Origin of the sequence: Cecembia sp., assembly GCF_007126775.1 — a bacterium.
Lineage (GTDB): Bacteria > Bacteroidota > Bacteroidia > Cytophagales > Cyclobacteriaceae > Cecembia.
Genome location: NZ_SLAP01000096.1, coordinates 1 through 17384, shown reverse-complemented (window position 1 = coordinate 17384; position 17384 = coordinate 1). Strand labels below are relative to the sequence as shown.

General features: G+C 40.6%; 14 protein-coding genes. 10 read left to right on the top strand and 4 right to left on the bottom strand.

What is annotated here, in order from left to right; all coding sequences use genetic code 11:
* The first annotated feature begins 45 nt into the window (after positions 1 to 45).
* The 7 genes from QZT73_RS06110 (at position 46) to recG (ending at position 8394) form a co-directional block, all read left to right on the top strand.
* A complete protein-coding gene (locus tag QZT73_RS06110; RefSeq protein WP_291780104.1) occupies positions 46 to 816 on the top strand; it encodes an SDR family NAD(P)-dependent oxidoreductase in 771 nt (256 codons plus the stop codon).
* A gap of 7 nt (positions 817 to 823) precedes the next feature.
* Positions 824 to 1789, top strand: a complete 966-nt coding sequence (locus QZT73_RS06105) for an NAD-dependent epimerase/dehydratase family protein (RefSeq protein ID WP_291780101.1) — start codon at positions 824 to 826, stop codon at positions 1787 to 1789.
* Positions 1790 to 1864: 75 nt separating this feature from the next.
* Positions 1865 to 2731 (top strand): histidinol-phosphatase, encoded by an 867-nt coding sequence (locus QZT73_RS06100; RefSeq protein WP_291787173.1) that lies wholly within the window; start codon positions 1865 to 1867, stop codon positions 2729 to 2731.
* 154 nt (positions 2732 to 2885) lie between these two features.
* On the top strand, positions 2886 to 3476 hold the full coding sequence (locus QZT73_RS06095) for a nucleotidyltransferase domain-containing protein (RefSeq protein ID WP_291780094.1): 591 nt from the start codon (positions 2886 to 2888) through the stop codon (positions 3474 to 3476).
* Positions 3469 to 3807 carry a HepT-like ribonuclease domain-containing protein gene (locus tag QZT73_RS06090; protein WP_291780090.1) on the top strand — a complete coding sequence of 113 codons (339 nt, stop codon included), beginning with the start codon at positions 3469 to 3471 and terminating at the stop codon, positions 3805 to 3807. Before QZT73_RS06095 ends, QZT73_RS06090 begins: the two co-directional genes overlap by 8 nt.
* Before the next feature lie 80 nt (positions 3808 to 3887).
* The gene (locus QZT73_RS06085; protein ID WP_291780087.1) at positions 3888 to 6152 is read left to right on the top strand and encodes an aminotransferase class III-fold pyridoxal phosphate-dependent enzyme; all 2265 of its coding nucleotides are present in this window, start codon (positions 3888 to 3890) and stop codon (positions 6150 to 6152) included.
* 148 nt (positions 6153 to 6300) lie between these two features.
* Positions 6301 to 8394 carry an ATP-dependent DNA helicase RecG gene (gene recG, locus QZT73_RS06080; protein ID WP_291780085.1) on the top strand — a complete coding sequence of 698 codons (2094 nt, stop codon included), beginning with the start codon at positions 6301 to 6303 and terminating at the stop codon, positions 8392 to 8394.
* 45 nt (positions 8395 to 8439) lie between these two features.
* Here the strand turns inward: recG and QZT73_RS06075 are convergent, their stop codons facing one another.
* On the bottom strand, positions 8440 to 9543 hold the full coding sequence (locus QZT73_RS06075) for a Gfo/Idh/MocA family oxidoreductase (RefSeq protein WP_291780083.1): 1104 nt from the start codon (positions 9541 to 9543) through the stop codon (positions 8440 to 8442).
* Between the two features lie 131 nt (positions 9544 to 9674).
* Between QZT73_RS06075 and QZT73_RS06070 the strand changes: the two genes are divergently transcribed.
* From QZT73_RS06070 to QZT73_RS06060, 3 genes are all read left to right on the top strand, one after another.
* A complete protein-coding gene (locus QZT73_RS06070; protein WP_291780081.1) occupies positions 9675 to 10130 on the top strand; it encodes a heme-binding protein in 456 nt (151 codons plus the stop codon).
* Positions 10131 to 10227: 97 nt separating this feature from the next.
* Positions 10228 to 11124, top strand: a complete 897-nt coding sequence (locus tag QZT73_RS06065) for a sterol desaturase family protein (protein WP_291780079.1) — start codon at positions 10228 to 10230, stop codon at positions 11122 to 11124.
* A gap of 12 nt (positions 11125 to 11136) precedes the next feature.
* Complete coding sequence (locus QZT73_RS06060) at positions 11137 to 12081, top strand: proline iminopeptidase-family hydrolase (protein ID WP_291780076.1); 945 nt, start codon at positions 11137 to 11139, stop codon at positions 12079 to 12081.
* A gap of 8 nt (positions 12082 to 12089) precedes the next feature.
* Here the strand turns inward: QZT73_RS06060 and QZT73_RS06055 are convergent, their stop codons facing one another.
* The 3 genes from QZT73_RS06055 to QZT73_RS06045 all read right to left on the bottom strand — a co-directional run bounded on the left by QZT73_RS06055 (position 12090) and on the right by QZT73_RS06045 (position 17092).
* Entirely contained in the window at positions 12090 to 13226 is a 1137-nt protein-coding gene (locus QZT73_RS06055; RefSeq protein WP_291780073.1) for an ATP-binding protein, read from the bottom strand.
* A 149-nt stretch (positions 13227 to 13375) separates the two neighbouring features.
* Positions 13376 to 15013, bottom strand: coding sequence for a carboxylesterase family protein (locus QZT73_RS06050; protein ID WP_291787171.1), 1638 nt, complete (start codon positions 15011 to 15013; stop codon positions 13376 to 13378).
* Between the two features lie 252 nt (positions 15014 to 15265).
* Positions 15266 to 17092, bottom strand: a complete 1827-nt coding sequence (locus QZT73_RS06045) for a phosphoenolpyruvate carboxykinase (GTP) (protein WP_291780067.1) — start codon at positions 17090 to 17092, stop codon at positions 15266 to 15268.
* Positions 17093 to 17384: the final 292 nt, after the last annotated feature.

Sequence of the window (17384 nt, the reverse complement as noted above, 5' to 3'; positions counted from 1 at the left end):
AGAGGTTCTTAAATTAATGAAACCAAATAATTATATTAATGGTATATGGCCCAATATGCGCTTATTACTGGTGCAGGTAAGGGTTTAGGAAAAGCCTTTGCCATTGAACTTTCCAAGAGGAAAATCAATACCATTTTGGTCAGTAAACCAAATCATGGTCTCCAGCACTTTTGTACTATACTAAAAGAAAAATACGAAGTTGACTGCGTCTCTTACGAAACAGATTTATTGATCTATGAAAACCTCATTAGTTTAGCCAATTGGGCAAATCAGCATTTTGACGTTTTTATCCTAATCAACAATGTAGGAACAGGGGGCACCAATAAAATGACGGATGTTGATATAGAGTATATTAATAAAATCATTAAGCTCAATATTGTTACTACTTCAGTACTTACCCATCAGTTACTTCCCAACCTTTTAAAACAACCTGCAGGCTATATTTTAAATATTGCAAGTTTGGCAGCCTATCTGCCAATAGGTTTTAAAACAGTGTATCCTGCGTCAAAATCTTTTATCTATTCATTCTCCAGAGGGTTGAACCAAGAACTTAAAGGGACAAATACTTCGGTAAGTGTGGTCACCCCTGGGCCGATAAACACAAATGATGGTGTTGTTAAAAGAACAAATAAAGGATTTTTCGGGAAATTTATGATTTTAGAACCTGAGGTCGTGGCCGAAATCTGCATTCAAAAATTATTCGAAAAGAAGGTGGAAATAATAGTTAATCCTATGATTTGGCTTTTGATTAAGATTTTTCCAAAATGGGTGAAAACTCCAATAATGAGCAGAATAGCAAAAAGAGAACTTAGTTGATAAACTCATGAAAAAAACGTTCATCACTGGTGCAAGCGGTTTTTTAGGACATAACCTGGTCCAGGAAATGATCAAACAGGGCTATTTTGTCAAGGCATTAACTAGAGATTTGGAGAATTATAGAGGGACTTCCCATGCCAACCTACAATTGATTCAAGGAGATGCCTTAAAAATTCAATATTCACTATTATCAGATTGTGACGTTGTATTTCATTTGGTTGGCGAAACCACACCAAATTTGCCTTATTCTTCATATAATGTTACCAATGTAGAATCAAGCTTGATTTTGCTTAATGCTGCCCTTGAAAACGGGGTAAAGAGGTTTGTCTTCGTTAGTACTGCGAATACGATAGGATATGCCAATAATCAAGTTTTAGGATCAGAAGAAATGCCCATTAGATATCCTTATGATCAAAGTTCATATGCATTAAGTAAATTGAAGGCTGAGGAGCTTTTATTAGAATATAAAGATAAAATCGATATTCTTATAGCCAATCCGACTTTTATGATTGGGGCTTTTGATTATAAACCGACTTCCAATAGGATTATTAAAGATGCTCTCTTCAGGAAAATCATTTTCTATCCCCCTGGGGGTAAAAACTTTGTACCTGTTAAAGATGTGGTAATTGGTTTGATCAGTATGATTGAGAGAGGGAAAAATGGAGAGAAATATATACTGGCCGGAGAAAATCTCTCATTTAGGGATTTTTATTTAAAATTTGCAAGGCAAGCGAACACAAAACCAACCCTTATTAAAATTCCCAAGCTTTTGATGAAATTACTTGGTTGGATTGGAGACCTCCTGCTAAAAATGCGCGTTAAAACGGCATTAAGTACTTTAAATATGGAAATCCTATGTCTGAATAATTTTTATACCAATGATAAATCACAAAGGGTGTTGAAATTAAGGTATCGTCCTATTGAGGAAGCCATTCTGGACTCCATTGACTTTTTCCAAAATGAAAAGCAATAATTAACCATCCGAGAATTTAAGTAAATCTTTCTTAAAAGGTTTAATTTTGATTATTTTAACAGCAAATGACTTCCTATGTCCTGGACCAATTACCACAGCCATTACAAATATTGTGACGGGGTCGATGAAATCGAGCAACATATCAATCAGGCCATAGCCTTTGGCCTTTGTAGCTTTGGCTTTACTTCCCACTCCCCGGTTCATTTTGAAAACAAATGGTCCATGGACAGTAAAGATTTGCCTACTTACCTAAAAGAGGTCGACCATGCCAAGACCAAATATGCAGGGCAAATTGAAATCTATAAAAGTTTGGAAATTGATTATTTTCCAGAAAAAACGGGTATTTTTAAGGCATTTCGAAAAGATCTAAAACTAGATTACACACTGGGATCTATCCATTTTATTGATGCCTTTGAGGATGGTAAACCTTGGGAGATAGACGGCCCGCAGTTGGTTTTTGAAAAAGGGCTTCAGGAGATTTATGGCAATGACATCCAAAAAGTCCTAAGAAGGTATTTTGAAATTACTGTACACATGTTGGAGCATGATTGTCCCAATATCCTAGGCCATATGGACAAAATCAAAATGCAAAACTATAACAAACTCTTCTTTGATGAGGAGGCCACTTGGTATAAGGATTACTTGTCACAAACATTGGAAGTTGCAGCCCGGTCAGGAACTATTGTGGAGGTAAATACTCGTGGTCTGTACAAGAAAAGGGCTTCTGAAACCTACCCAGGGAAGTTTGGCTTACAACGCCTAAAGGAATTGAAAGCGCCGATTTGTCTCAATTCTGATAGCCACCATCCAAGAGAGATAATCGGGGAATATGAGAATACGGCACTTCTCCTGAAGGAATTGGGTTTTAAGGAATTGATGGTTTTGAAGGATAATGTTTGGCTGGCCAGACCTTTTGGAGAAAAAGGTGTTTCTTGGGAATGAAGTAAACTTTTATTTTTGACAATATTGTTCAAAATAAAAGCGTTCAAAAAACCAATTGAAAGTTTGAGATTGTTTATCTTGAGTTTAAGTCCGAAATAAATATTAGGATTTCAATTACGAACCCTAATAGCTTGCTCGGGTTAAAAACTTACTTATGCATAGCTTAGGCCAACATATCAGAAAACTACGGGAGGAAAAAAAACTACCGCTCAGGACAGTTGCGGCATTTCTTGATATTGACCAAGCCATTTTAAGCAAGATTGAAAGGGGACAGCGGAAAGCCAATCGGGAACAAGTATTAAAGCTTGCCCAATTTTTTGATGAGAAGGCAACTGATTTGCTCATATTATGGCTTTCCGATAAACTTTTAAATGAAGTCGCTGATGAAGATATGGCCTTAGAAGCGATTAAAGTGGCTGAGGAACAGGTCGGCTATAAAGCTTATCCCAAATTGAATCTTTCTGAACTTAAAAAAACTGTAAGAAACATCCTGAAAAAGGATGGAAGGGTAGCTGCTGCATGGCTTTTTGGCTCAATTGTTACTAAGGAAGCTGACAAAAATAGCGATCTTGATATCATCGTTGAATTAAAAGAAGAAATTAATTACTCCATGTTTGATTTGTTGGATATAGCCTTTAAGATCGAAACGTCAATTGATAGAAAAGTAGACTTGGTTGAAAAAGGTCAGCTGAAGGATTTTGCGTTAAAAACTGCGGAAAAACATCTACTAAAAATCTATGGCTAAACCTGCCCCTAAAGAAAGAATTGAGCATATACTCAACGCGATTCAGCTAATTAAGGACTTTGTTTCAGGGGTAGATGAAAAAGGGTTTTTAGAAGATATAAAGATGCAAAGTGCTGTTCAATATCAATTTTTGATCATTGGAGAAGCGATTCGTCATATTGACGAAAGGATTTTATCCAAGTATGATTACCCTTGGCATGTACCACGTTCTTTTAGAAACTTCATCATTCACGCATATCATGGGGTTAAAATGGAAAGAATCTATTATGCTACTCAGGACTTGGAGGAATTAGAAAAACAAATTAATGCCATACTGGGCAACGAGTTTTAAAAACTTAATCCCGTAATACCTAATATTGGAATAAAGGCCAATAATGAACAAATGTTGAAATCAATATTTTCCCCTTCTCTATGCTAGGATTGATTAAAACTTACCTGAATGTTGAGGTTCTCAATTTCAAAAAGCTGAATGGTTATGACAATGCCAACTACCTGATTGAAACCAAGGAGGGAAAATTCATTTTCAAAACCTACCCTTATTCAGAAAAGACCTTTGATCTGCTCCAAACAGAGACGGATATCCTGCACAGCTTACATCACAAATTCAATGGCAGAATTCCAAATCCTGTGCCCTTTGAAGATGGTTTGTATGTAAAATTGATGGAATGGGATGGACAAAAGTTCATCGGAAGATTGCTGACTTTTCTGGAAGGGGAGTTTTTTGGTAAGCTGAATCCTGAAGCAGCTGATTATCAGGGTCTAGGTAGATTTTTAGCCGAATTGGATCTTGAATTGGGCAAAAAAAGCAGCTATGTTCTTGAATCAAGAAAATGGGAATGGGACCTGCAATACTTGGAATTAATTGGAAAATACATAGGAGATATCCCCTCTGCTAAAAACCGAAGTACGGTAAAATACTTTTTGCAGCAATATGAGGAAATAGTCAGGCCTGCGCTACCCCATTTGCGAAAATCCATCATTTACAATGATGCCAATGAATGGAATGTAATGCTAAACCTTGATAATCAGGTCTCTTTGATTGATTTTGGGGATTTGGCGTATACTCCCTTAATCAATGAGCTTGCCGTAGCCATGACTTATGCTGCTTATGACAAGGAAGATTACCTGCAGCCTTGCTTGGAATTGTTACAAGCTTACCATGGTATTTTACCCTTGGAAGAAAAAGAATTGGCACTGCTATATTACCTGATTGCTGGCAGATTGTGCATCAGTGTCTGCAATGCGGCTCATGCCAGAAAAGCTGATCCGGGAAACACTTACGCTTCCATCAGTGAGGACAATGCCTGGAAGATGCTCTATGCATGGCTCAAGATTAACCCTATAGCAGCAGAGCATGCATTTAGGTTGGCTGTAGGTCTCAGCCCCCGGCCGATAAAAACTTTGGATGAGAGTCTGTCTTACCGCCATCAATACTTAAGTAAAATTCTATCGGTAAGTTATTCTAAACCCATTCATATGGAAAGGGCAGCCTTTCAGTACATGTACGATGCCCAAGGAAACGCCTTTTTGGATGCTTATAACAATATTCCCCATGTAGGTCATTCCCATCCCAAAGTGGTGGATGCAGGGCAAAGGCAAATGGCCAAACTCAATACCAATACCCGCTATTTATATGACCTTTTGCCTCAATATGCGGAAAAACTACTGGCCAAATTTCCCCCTTCCTTAAACCGTGTATTTTTTGTGAATTCAGGCAGTGCAGCCTCTGACCTTGCCATCCGCATGGCCAAGTGGTATACCCAGAGAGAAGGGGTGGCAGTAATCGAACATGGCTATCATGGGAATACACAAATCTCGATTGATATCTCCGATTACAAATTCAGCAATCCAAAAGGACAGGGACAAAAGGATTATATTCTGAAAGTTCCCATTCCGGATGCTTACCGAGGAAAGTATGCAGGAGCAGAATATCCAGGTAGCGCCTATGCCAAAGAGGCGGCTAAGTTGATGGACGGATTTACTTGGCCAATTGCAGCATTTATTGCCGAACCGATAGTGGGTTGCGGAGGCCAGGTGCCCTTGGCTCAAGGGTATTTACAGGAGGTTTATTCAGCTGTCAGGGAAAGAGCAGGGCTTTGCATTTCTGATGAAGTTCAGACAGGTTTTGGTAGGGTTGGTGACTATTTTTGGGGTTTTGAGCAGCATGGGGTGGTGCCGGATATGGTGATTCTGGGCAAACCTATGGGCAATGGACACCCTATGGGTGCGGTAGTCTGTACACAGGAAATTGCAGCATCTTTTGAAAAGGGTGTAGAGTTTTTCAGTTCATTTGGGGGGAATCCTGTATCCTGTGCCATTGGTTTAGCGGTTTTAGAGATCATAGAGGAAGAAGGATTACAGGAAAATGCCAAGATCGTAGGCAATTATTACAAATCCCTTTTTGAGGAATTGCAGCAGCAACACAAATGCATTGGAAATGTCAGAGGTTCGGGATTGTTCTTGGGTGTGGATTTGGTCAAACCTGGGACCAAAGAGGAGGATGAACAGCTGGCTAAATGGATTAAAAACCAGCTTCGGGGAAAATATATCCTGATCAGTACAGATGGTCCTAAAGACAGTGTCTTGAAGACCAAGCCCCCTTTGATTTTCACCAAGGAGAATGCTTTACAGGTGGTTGAGGAAATGGAAAGGATTTTATATGACCTGGAAAGATGAAAAAGCCAAAAAGGAGGGAAGGCAGCTTGATGTCATGGTTAATTAATGCATTCAAATCTACTTTTATTTGAAGCATCATTCGTCTGATTTATTACTTTTACGATAATGAAGGCTTAATTGATGTTGTCAGAGTTTTAAATCATTCCCTTTGTCCGGTTTTTTTGATACCAAAATTGATTACTTACGCGGTGTAGGTCCCCAGAAAGCAGCTTTGATCAACAAAGAGCTGAATATTTTTTCCTATGGGGAACTGATCCAGCATTATCCCTTCCGCTATGAGGACCGGACCAAATTTTATAAAATCAGGGAAATCAACGAGGATCTGGAAAATGTGCAGGTCATTGCCAAAATCCGATCTATTGAAACCATCGGGGAAGGTAGAAGGAAAAGACTGGTAGCCCATATTTTTGATGATACCGGGGAGATGGAGCTCACTTGGTTCAAAGGCCTGCAATGGGTGGCTAAGAAGCTTGTTATTGGGGTGCCTTTTGTGTTTTTTGGGAAGCCTAACCGTTATGGGCGTAAGTTCAGCATAGCCCACCCCGAAATGGAACCTCTTTCCCAAGTGCAAGAAGAGAAAAGTTTTTTCCAACCGGTCTATTCCACGACAGAGAAATTGAGGGCCAGATATTTGGACTCCAGGGGAATTTCAAAAATCATGGAAGGTTTGGTGCAGGTGGCTTATCCTCAGGTTCAGGAAACTTTGCCGGTAGAGATCCTTCAACGTTTTAATCTTATTTCCAAAAAGGATGCCCTAAGGCAAATCCATTTCCCTGAAAATCCCGAAATTCTAAAAAGGGCTCGGTTCAGGTTGAAATTTGAAGAATTCTTTTTTATTCAGTTGAGATTGCTCAAGCTCAAACTCACCCGGACAGAAAAATCCCAAGGACAGATTTTAAATCAAACTGAACTTTTGACCAAGTTTTATAAAGAGCATCTGCCTTTTCAGCTGACAGAAGCACAGAAAAGGGTGGTGCGAGAAGCTTATGCGGACATGAAATCCGGCAAACAAATGAACCGGCTGATTCAAGGAGATGTGGGCAGTGGAAAGACCATGGTGGCCTTTATATGTATCCTTATTGCCATCAGTTCGGACGCTCAGGCCTGCTTGATGGCTCCCACTGAAATTCTTGCCAATCAGCACTATGAAGGATTGAAGGAATATGCAGACCTGATGGGGCTCAACATCGCTTTATTGACAGGTTCTACTAAGAAATCCACCCGGAAAGTGATCCATGAAATGCTGCTTTCAGGGGACTTGCACATCATTATCGGTACACACGCTTTGTTGGAGGATATAGTACAGTTCAAGAACTTGGGCTTGGCCATTGTAGATGAGCAGCACCGGTTTGGCGTAGCCCAACGGGCCAAACTTTGGGCAAAAAATGAGCATTTTTTCCCGCATGTCCTTGTAATGACCGCGACTCCGATTCCGAGGACATTGGCCATGACCCTTTATGGGGATTTGGATATATCGGTGATAGATGAGTTGCCAGCTGGGCGTAAGCCTATCCAAACTGTTCACCGCTATGATAAGGACAGGCTGAAAGTTTTTGGCTTTATGCGCAAGCAGATTTTGGAAGGGCGGCAGGTCTATGTGGTATATCCCTTGATCCAGGAGTCAGAAACTTTGGATTTGAAAAATCTCATGGATGGCTATGAAAGCATTTGTCGGGCTTTCCCTGAATTTCCGGTAAGCATTGTGCATGGGGATATGAAGCCTGCGGATAAGGATTTTGAGATGCAGCGTTTTGTCAAGGGTGAAACCAAAATCATGGTAGCTACTACTGTGATAGAGGTGGGGGTTAATGTACCCAATGCTTCCGTGATGATTGTGGAAAATGCGGAAAGGTTTGGATTGTCCCAATTGCATCAATTGAGGGGCAGGGTAGGCCGGGGTGCAGATCAGTCCTATTGTATTTTGATGACCAAATACGAATTGTCCAAGGACAGCAGGGTCAGGTTGGATACCATGGTCAGGACCAACAACGGCTTTGAAATAGCCGATGTAGACCTCAAACTCCGTGGTCCTGGCGACCTGATGGGAACACAACAGAGTGGAATTGCAGATTTAATGATTGCAGATTTGAGTAAGGATGCTCCCATTCTCACCTTGGCAAGGGATGCAGCAGAAGTATTATTGCAAGAAGATCCAGAATTGACCCGTCCCGAACATGCCATGGTGCTTCGACAGATTAAGGCACAGAAAAAACATGAAATTAATTGGAGTAGGATATCTTAAAGGTGGAGCCCTGACAGATTTTAATTACCTGTCAGGACTTTTTTATTAAATTGGCACCTTCTGCCCTGTTTCAGCCGATTCCAGAATGGCTTCCACGACACGGATATCCCTCAAACCCTCTTCTCCAGGAACCAACAAAGGCCTGCTTTCCATGATAGCAAGTGCGTCCATATCCATTTGATTGGCCTGCTGCCAAGGTACTTCGTAGGGAAAGTTAATTTCTCCCAAGGGGCTTTTCCCTTTATTGCCTGCATAAGCCTGAAAAGGAGCCATTTCAATCATCCCTTCTTCACAGGAAATGTTCAAATAGTTGATGTTCTCGTAAAAACTTGTTTTGATATTGCCGATGACTCCATCCGGAAATTCCAGTACAGCTTCGACCACCTCGCCCAATCCATCTTTGTAAATTTCAGGACGTTCCGCATACACCTTGGCTGACAACACGGCAATCGGTTCCATATTGGTCCCTAATCGGGCCCCTTGAATGGAGTATACTCCCATATCATAAATCACCCCTCCACCCATTTCTCTTTTTTGTTTCCAGTGGTCTGTACGGTTTTCCCTATAGCCAGCAGCACAGTCCACGCCCAGCACTTTACCCAACTTTTCATTTTTCACAATATCCTGAAAAGCCAGCGTATTAGGTTCATGTTGACAACGATAACCAATCGATAGTGTCACGTTATTGGCATTACAGGCATCGATCATCGCCTGACATTCCTCTACGGTCACGGCCATGGGTTTTTCACACCACACATGTTTGCCTGCATTAGCTGCCCTAATAGTATACTCCATATGCATGGAGGGGGGTAGGACTACATAGACCACATCGATATCCGGATTGTCCTTGATCGTATCGAAATTCTCATAATTGTAAATATTTTTATCAGGGATATTGTACTTCATTTTCCAAGCCTCAGCCTTTGCCGGGGTTCCAGTAACAATTCCTGCCAGGTAACAATGCTTGGTTTGTTCCAAAGCCGGAGCCAAAAGGTCTGTACTGTAATAGCCAAGTCCGACAAGTGCAATGCCCAATTTGTCTTTGGCAGTCTTTTTGGTACAGCCCATTAAGGCGAAAGGGGAGAATAAACCAATACCTGTACCAAGGGTAAGTGCTTTTAAGCTATCTCTTCTATTCATTTTTTTCATGGGAAATGGGAAGGTTTCAATTATGGGTTTGACAAATGTGTTATCAATTTAAGCTTTTTTGTTTATGCCTTCAAAAAAAAGAGTTAAATTGGAAATATACCCTTAGCTAAACTTCTTACTTATCCTTTTACATGAAAAAATTATTGCTTCTGATTTTATGTTGCATGCCATTGCTTTCCTTTTCTCAAAACGCTACCCAACCTTATCTCAATCTGGAGGAAGCCAAGCGCATTGCCAATTCTTGTGAGGAAAGGGCAATGCAAGACAAATGGAATGTAGTAATTGCTATTTTGGATGGAGGAGGCCATCTTATCTATTTGAGGAAAATGGATGGGACCCAAATCGGGAGTGTAGAAGTAGCACAAGCTAAGGCCAAATCAGCAGTTTACTTTAAACGCTCCACAAAAGTTTTCGAAGATCTTGTCAATGCAGGAAACACCAGGATTCTTTCTTTACCCAATGCGATACCAATTGAAGGGGGAATTCCCATTTTCAAGGATGGAGTTTGTATTGGTGCAATCGGTATTTCCGGCGTAACTTCAGAACAAGATGGCATCATCGCAGAAGCTGGCCTGAAAGCATTGTAATCTACATTTCCAACAAGATCAATTGGTACAGATTGACAACCCAGTACATGGTCTTACTACGAAATAAAAACAAATCAAACAATTTCCTTTTTTATTTATGAACAAAGAAAAATTAACCATTGAACAAGTTTTAAGTCTGGATTTACCAAATATTATCCTTTACGCTGCACCAATTATGATAGGTCTAGTGGCCTTGGAGTGGTTTTTATCCTACCGCCAAAAGAAAGATTTTTATGATAAGAAAGACACCCTTGCGGCCACCTTTATTGGTCTGGTCAATGTGGGGATGAGTGCCGCCATTAAGGTGGTCACTTTTGGCATTATTTTATATTTCTATAACATGGTGCCTTGGTCTATCCCGCATACTTGGTGGGCTTATGTGCTTTGCTTTATATATATTGACTTCTGGCGGTATTGGGCTCATAGAATAGCCCATGAAAATAGATTCTGGTGGGCTACCCATGTAACACATCACAATTCAGAAAAATACAATTGGTCAGTATCTTTCCGGTTGAGTTGGACCCAGCACATTAAAATCATTTTCTTCGTTCCGGTGGCTTTGGCAGGATTCCATCCGGTGGTATTTTTCATATGTCACCAAATTGCTGTGTTGTATCAATTTTGGATCCATACAGAATACATTAACAAGCTACCGGCAGTAATTGAATATTTCTTTACTACACCCTCCCATCATAGGGTACACCATGCCAGTAATGAAAAATATCTGGATAAAAATTATGGCTCCACCTTTATCTTTTGGGACAGGATCTTTGGCACCTTTATGCCTGAAGAAGAGCGTCCGAATTATGGCCTGACCAAACAGGTCAAATCCTATAATCCAATTACCTTGAATTTCCATGAGTGGGCTGACATTGTCCAAGATGTCAAAAACTCCAAATCTTTAAAGGAGGCTTATGCCATGGTTTTCAGTAGGCCTAGTGAATTGGAACAAATCAAAGCTAAATTCAGGGAAGAAGAAAAAGTAAAGGTATAGCTTACATACAAAATGGATACCATAAAGAAATTACTGCTCCTCTTTTCTTTGATATTGATGCTTTATGCTTGCGGTCAGAGTAGCGAGCACACCGGAGTTGAGGGATATGTAGAGGTGTTGGGTGGCAAAATATGGTATGAAGTCTATGGTTCAGGTACATCACCAGCCATTTTGTTACTTCATGGGGGACCTGGAGGCACAAGCCTGGGCTTTGAGCCTTTAAAAGATTTGGGGTATGATGGCCCAATTATTTTTTGGGATCAATTGGGTTCCGGCAGATCGGATGCCTTGCTGGACACTGCTTTGATGACCATAGAAAATTATGTGGACCAAGTTGAAAGACTGAGAAAGCATCTGAACCTACAGAACTTTGTACTTTATGGACATTCTTGGGGAACCATGTTAGCTATGGATTATTACCTCAGTTATCCGGATGAAATTAAAGCCATTATTTTCAGCAGTCCGCTGTTTAGCACAGACTTTTGGATAGCGGATGCGGATACCTTAATTGCTACCCTCCCAGATTCCGTACAACAAGTGATCCGCTATCATGAGGCAGAGGGTAGTTATGAGCATCCCGACTACCAGGAAGCTACTAAATTGTATTACAGCCTTTATGTCACTCGAAAGGAAAGGCCAAAAGTGGACAGGAGCCACCTCAATCTGGTTTCAGGGGCCAATGTGTATTTGTACATGTGGGGGCCAAGTGAATTTACCTCTACAGGAACCCTGCGGAATTATGACCGACTGGAATATTTGCCTACCATAAATGTTCCTGTCTTGATGATGACAGGGGAATACGATGAAGCCAGACCCAGTACCGTAAAATATTACTCCAGTTTGGTTCCTAACGTCAATTTTGAGGTTATTCCAGACGCGGCACATAGTACTTTGAATGATAATAAGGAAGCGACTTTGCAAGTAGTTAGAGGATTTTTAAAAGAAAATTCTGAATAAACTCAAACTTATTGTTCTATCCAATCAAGATAATTTTGCTTATCTACCAAGTGCCATTGAGCATCTGGATAGGCTTTTGAGAAAGCAACGGGAATTTTCGCTTTTTTGTGTCCCCATTTACACTCAAAAGCGGTGAGTTCCTGCCTGCTGTTAAACTCCAATAAATCGATTTCTTGTCCATCATAGGTTCTCCAAAAAAAGTATTGGGGGAAATAGGACTTTGAAGCATTCCTTTTGATCCTTTCTGTGATGATAAACTGTTCCCAAAGTAAACCTAGGTCATTTCTTAGTTCTATTGGGCTAAAATTATTGATCAAGGCATTCCTGATGCCATTATCATAAAAATACCACTTTTTACTTTTGGTAACCTCTTTTCGGAGATTCTGACTATAGCCGCTAAGAGGGAAAATGATAAAAACTTTGGAAAGCAAATCCAAATACCGCTCCACAGTATCCTTACTGATCTGCAGGCTGTTTCCCAGTTCTACTGTGCTTACCTGGGAGCCAACCTGCCATGCCAATAACTTCAACAATTTGAAAATTATGTCGGCTCCTTTCACATTACTGTAAGCCAACAAATCTTTTAACAAATAACTGTTAACCAGTGATTTTAGATAATCTTCTTTTTCTTCCAAGGATGTTAGATGAATCAGTTCAGGATAGTTTCCATAGACAAGTCTTTGGTTTAATTGCTGTAAAGAGGAAATTCTGTTTTCTACCTTGGCATACTCTATTTGTCCTAATGGAAAAAGTTTAAATTCTTTGTTTCTACCCACTAATGGTTCACCTGTGTCATTTATCAAATCGAAGCTACTGCTTCCTGTTGCAACGATCGTAATTCCTTTAATAGTGTCTATCATTAATTTCAGGATTTTTCCAACATTCGGAATTGCCTGAGCTTCATCAATGATAACCAATTTATTATCCCCAATGATCTGTTTATAATTCGTTACGGTTCTGGTCTGAAGGAGATTGGCAATCTGTATATCTTCTCCAAGAAGCATAAGCGTAGAACTGGAGTATTTCTGATAGATATTTTCAATCAGGGTAGTCTTTCCTGTCCTCCTGCTTCCATATAGCATCAGTACTTTTTGCTTTCCTATATGTCTTTCAAGATTCTCTTGAATGTATCTTGGAATTTCCATTTTGCTTTTGATTGATAATTTTCTAGCGCAATTTACATAAATTAGGCTAATTAACTAGCGTAATTTATATAAAATAGGCTAATTAACTAGCGCAATTAACAAAAAATGGGGTGGAGACCACCCCGAAAAAATTCCATAAGGGTTAAACATTATTTTTTGTCATTGCCATAAAACCGGTCATGAAACTTGTAACGGGCATCATGAGGCGCTTTGAATACCTTGGACTCAGTATCGATGCGCATCACAGGAGGCATATCATCATCTGGGCTTACTATTGGCCAGTCCGGCAGTCCTTCACCATTAGGGTTTCCTGTTTTGATGAAATTGGCGAAGAATTTAAACATGGTCTGGGAAGTTTTATAATCATCAGCTGTCCATGCAAATTCCTTGATTCGGTCCAAATTCCCCATGGCATATTCTATTTCTGCTGCATGGGGTGCACCAAGGTCTTTGGGTCTGGGAGGGGCATCACTTGCCCTTCTGGAGGTACCTCCGGCCAATCCTGCTTCCAAAGTTTCATCCACCAATGGGGGCCTTAATTTGGCATACAGGTATCGGTATACCGCTTGACTGGAATTTTTGCGGTGCAGGTCAAACCATTTCCAAGTACTGTAAGAAATAAAACGGTCTCCGGCTAAATCCATGGCTGAATAGGCTACCTGATCTGCGGTTTCATGAGGGTATAATTTCAAGACTTCTTCATAATCTTCAGGGTAAGCTTCTTTTACCTTTTTGACAAAGTTTGCTTTGGTAAATTCCAAACCTTGCATAAAGGCAGCAGCAGGGTTTTCCTGTGTATTCCAGCCCAATAATAAGGGTACCTGGGCCTGTTCACCTGCATTGAAAATTTCCGTTAAACTTTTGGGCAATAAATAGCCATCCAAAACGACCGGAAACCCAAACCTGCCCATCTCATTATACATTTCATAAATGTCACGGGTGGGAAGTTTTCTGGCCTCTGCTATGCTCTTAATACCAAATTTTTCTAAAAACTCCACCCCTCCTTTTTCGGCATCTTCCAAACTTACCGGCGAAAGCGCAGTCACACCGGCACCACTCTCCCCTATGGCTCCAGCAATAAGGTCCCTGGACAAGGGAGAACCCATCTGATAACTTACAGATATGGAGCCCGCAGATTCCCCTGCAATGGTAACTTTCTTGGGGTCTCCTCCAAATGCGGCAATGTTGTCATGTACCCATTGTAAACCCAATGCTTGATCCAAAAGACCATAATTTCCTGAAGCTTTGTACTCTGCCTCAGCACTAAGCTCGGGATGGGCCATGAATCCGAAAACATTCAACCTGTAATTGACGGTAACCACAACAACACCTTCTTTGGCCATGTTTTCACCATCATAGCGTGGTTCTGAACCATCTCCTGCCACAAATCCCCCACCAAAGAAATACACCAATACGGGGAGTTCTTTGGTGTTTCGGGAGGCTGGTGTCCATACATTTAGGTAAAGACAGTCTTCATTGACTCCATTGCTGCGGGAATTCATATCTCCCCAAATCAGCTTTTGAACTGGCCTTGGTCCGAATGTTTTGGTTTCTTTCACTCCTGACCAATTTTCAATGGGCTGAGGAGCCCTCCAGCGCAAATCTCCTACCGGAGGCTTGGCAAAGGGAATTCCAAAATATTTTTGAATACCTGTCCTGGTATCATAGTTTCCTTCAATCGTTCCATTTTTGATGGATACCTGAACAGGAAAACCATCCTGACCCTGTGCATAGAGCAGACCGATGGAGATCATAAACAAACTGAGCAATAGAAAGGGTTTTGACATAGAAGTACTGGGTTAAGCATCTTCGTGTATTAATCACATAATGATACATAGTTTTACTGACTTCTCATCCTTTTTTCCAATTTTTTTTATCCTTCTAATCAAACTGACAGCCTTTCAAAAAAGCACTTGTAGCTTAAAAAGAAATGTTGAGTCTGAGATTTGAAAAACTAAAATATTAATCAGGTAAATACCCAAAAAAAGGCTATCCCTTGTCAAGAGATAGCCTCGCCCTTATTTATTGGAAAATATGGATTATTGCCTTTCAGGTGCCAAACCAATTTGCTCAGGAGACCTCCACAAGGAAGAAAGGAGCAATTCCCGCATAAAAAGAAATTCTTTAGGAATCTTGTCGTAAGCCTGTTCAAAGAGTTCGGAATGTCCCAAAAGCTCTTTTTTCCAAGGTTCCCGCTCTATGACCATGATACTATCAAACTCTGATTTATTGAAATTTTCCAAGCCATTCCAGTCCATATCCTTATATCTGGGCCTCCAGCCTATGGGACATTCCACCGCGGAAATTTTACCCTTGCATCGGCCAATGATCCATTTCAAGACACGCATGTTTTCACCAAAACCCGGCCAAATAAATTTTCCATCTTTATCTTTTCTAAACCAGTTGACCCCAAAAATTCTTGGTGCATTCTCGAGATCCCGACCAAATTGAAGCCAATGGTTGAAGTAGTCCCCCATATGATAACCGAGGAAAGGCAACATGGCAAATGGATCTCTTCTTACTTTTCCTATTTCACCAAAGGCTGCTGCGGTCATTTCTGATCCCATAGTGGCAGCCATATATACACCAAAATTCCAATTGAAGGCCTGGTAAACCAATGGAACTGCTGTACTTCTTCTTCCTCCAAAAATAAATGCAGTGATGGGTACACCCGCAGGATTTTCCCATTCGGAGTCAATTACAGGATTTTGATATGCTGGAGCAGTAAATCTGGAATTAGGATGAGCAGCGGGTTTTCCGGAGTTTTTATCATAAGGATTTCCATGCCAATCGGTCAAACCGTCAGGTACCTCTTTCGTCATATCTTCCCACCAAACATCCCCATCTTTGGTAATGGCGACATTGGTAAAAATGGTATTGCCCTTGATGCTTTCCATGGCACTTGGATTGGTCTTGTAATTTGTACCAGGCGCTACACCAAAATATCCAGCCTCTGGGTTAATGGCATGCAGACGGCCATCCTCTCCTTTATGGATCCAAGCAATATCATCACCTACGGTAGTGATTTTCCATCCTTCCAGTTGATCCGGGGGAATCATCATGGCAAAATTGGTTTTTCCACAAGCACTGGGGAAAGCAGCAGCCACATAACTTTTCTCTTGTTGGGGTGACTCTACGCCCATGATCAGCATGTGTTCGGCCAGCCAACCTTCTTCTCTTCCCATGGTAGAAGCAATTCTCAAAGCAAAGCATTTTTTGCCCAACAAGGCATTTCCACCATAACCACTACCGTAAGAGATGATCAGTTTTTCCTCTGGGAAGTGCGAAATATATTTGACACTTGGATTACAAGGCCATTTAACATCTTCCTGATCAGCTTCCAATGGAGCCCCAAGGGTATGTACACATTTTACAAAATTTTCATCGATGTGGGGCATAACTTGCTCTCCCATCCTTGTCATAATACGCATATTGACAACCACATATTCACTATCGGTAATTTGAACTCCATACCGGGAAAGTGGAGAACCAAGAGGCCCCATACAAAATGGGATGACATACATGGTCCTTCCCTTCATGCTTCCCTTCGTCAGGTCATCCAAAATGGTCTTCATTTCATTTGGAGCCATCCAATTATTAGTCGGTCCTGCATCTTCTTTTCTTCTACTGCATATATAAGTTCTGTCTTCCACCCTCGCTACATCGCTTGGATCGGAAAAACAGGCAAAGCTATTGGGTCTTTTTTCTGGGTTGAGCCGAATGAAAGTGCCTTTTTCCACCAACATTTCGCATAGGTTGTCGTATTCACTTTGCGAACCATCGCACCAGTGGATTTTTTCAGGAGTAAAATGCTTACCCATACTTTCCACCCAAGTTTTCAGTTCTGTTTTGATTGAAGCGATCATGGTTTTTTGTTTTAGTTAAAAATTATTGAGAAAAGACCTAATTTGATCAATTTTAATAAGATACCGAATTTAGCTGAAATGAAGGAGATCGAGACTGATAAAAACCATTCAAATTTATGATAAAAATCATAAAAGGCTTCTTCTTGATTATTCTTGCCTACAGAATAGAAAAAAACCGGAGTCTATCTTATAAAGATACATGTTAATTCATATTTAAATCGTTGGATTATATGCTTTGTACTTTTAGTCCATTTATTCTTAAAAAGTGCTTTGTCTTAATTGTTAGATCTTT

Coding starts and splice junctions, on each gene's coding strand:
- QZT73_RS06110 (WP_291780104.1), top strand. CDS start 46: ATGGCCCAATATGCGCTTATTACTGGTGCAGGTAAGGGTTTAGGAAAA.
- QZT73_RS06105 (WP_291780101.1), top strand. CDS start 824: ATGAAAAAAACGTTCATCACTGGTGCAAGCGGTTTTTTAGGACATAAC.
- QZT73_RS06100 (WP_291787173.1), top strand. CDS start 1,865: ATGTCCTGGACCAATTACCACAGCCATTACAAATATTGTGACGGGGTC.
- QZT73_RS06095 (WP_291780094.1), top strand. CDS start 2,886: ATGCATAGCTTAGGCCAACATATCAGAAAACTACGGGAGGAAAAAAAA.
- QZT73_RS06090 (WP_291780090.1), top strand. CDS start 3,469: ATGGCTAAACCTGCCCCTAAAGAAAGAATTGAGCATATACTCAACGCG.
- QZT73_RS06085 (WP_291780087.1), top strand. CDS start 3,888: ATGCTAGGATTGATTAAAACTTACCTGAATGTTGAGGTTCTCAATTTC.
- QZT73_RS06075 (WP_291780083.1), bottom strand. CDS start 9,543: ATGAAAAAAATGAATAGAAGAGATAGCTTAAAAGCACTTACCCTTGGT.
- QZT73_RS06070 (WP_291780081.1), top strand. CDS start 9,675: ATGAAAAAATTATTGCTTCTGATTTTATGTTGCATGCCATTGCTTTCC.
- QZT73_RS06065 (WP_291780079.1), top strand. CDS start 10,228: ATGAACAAAGAAAAATTAACCATTGAACAAGTTTTAAGTCTGGATTTA.
- QZT73_RS06060 (WP_291780076.1), top strand. CDS start 11,137: ATGGATACCATAAAGAAATTACTGCTCCTCTTTTCTTTGATATTGATG.
- QZT73_RS06055 (WP_291780073.1), bottom strand. CDS start 13,226: ATGGAAATTCCAAGATACATTCAAGAGAATCTTGAAAGACATATAGGA.
- QZT73_RS06050 (WP_291787171.1), bottom strand. CDS start 15,013: ATGTCAAAACCCTTTCTATTGCTCAGTTTGTTTATGATCTCCATCGGT.
- QZT73_RS06045 (WP_291780067.1), bottom strand. CDS start 17,092: ATGATCGCTTCAATCAAAACAGAACTGAAAACTTGGGTGGAAAGTATG.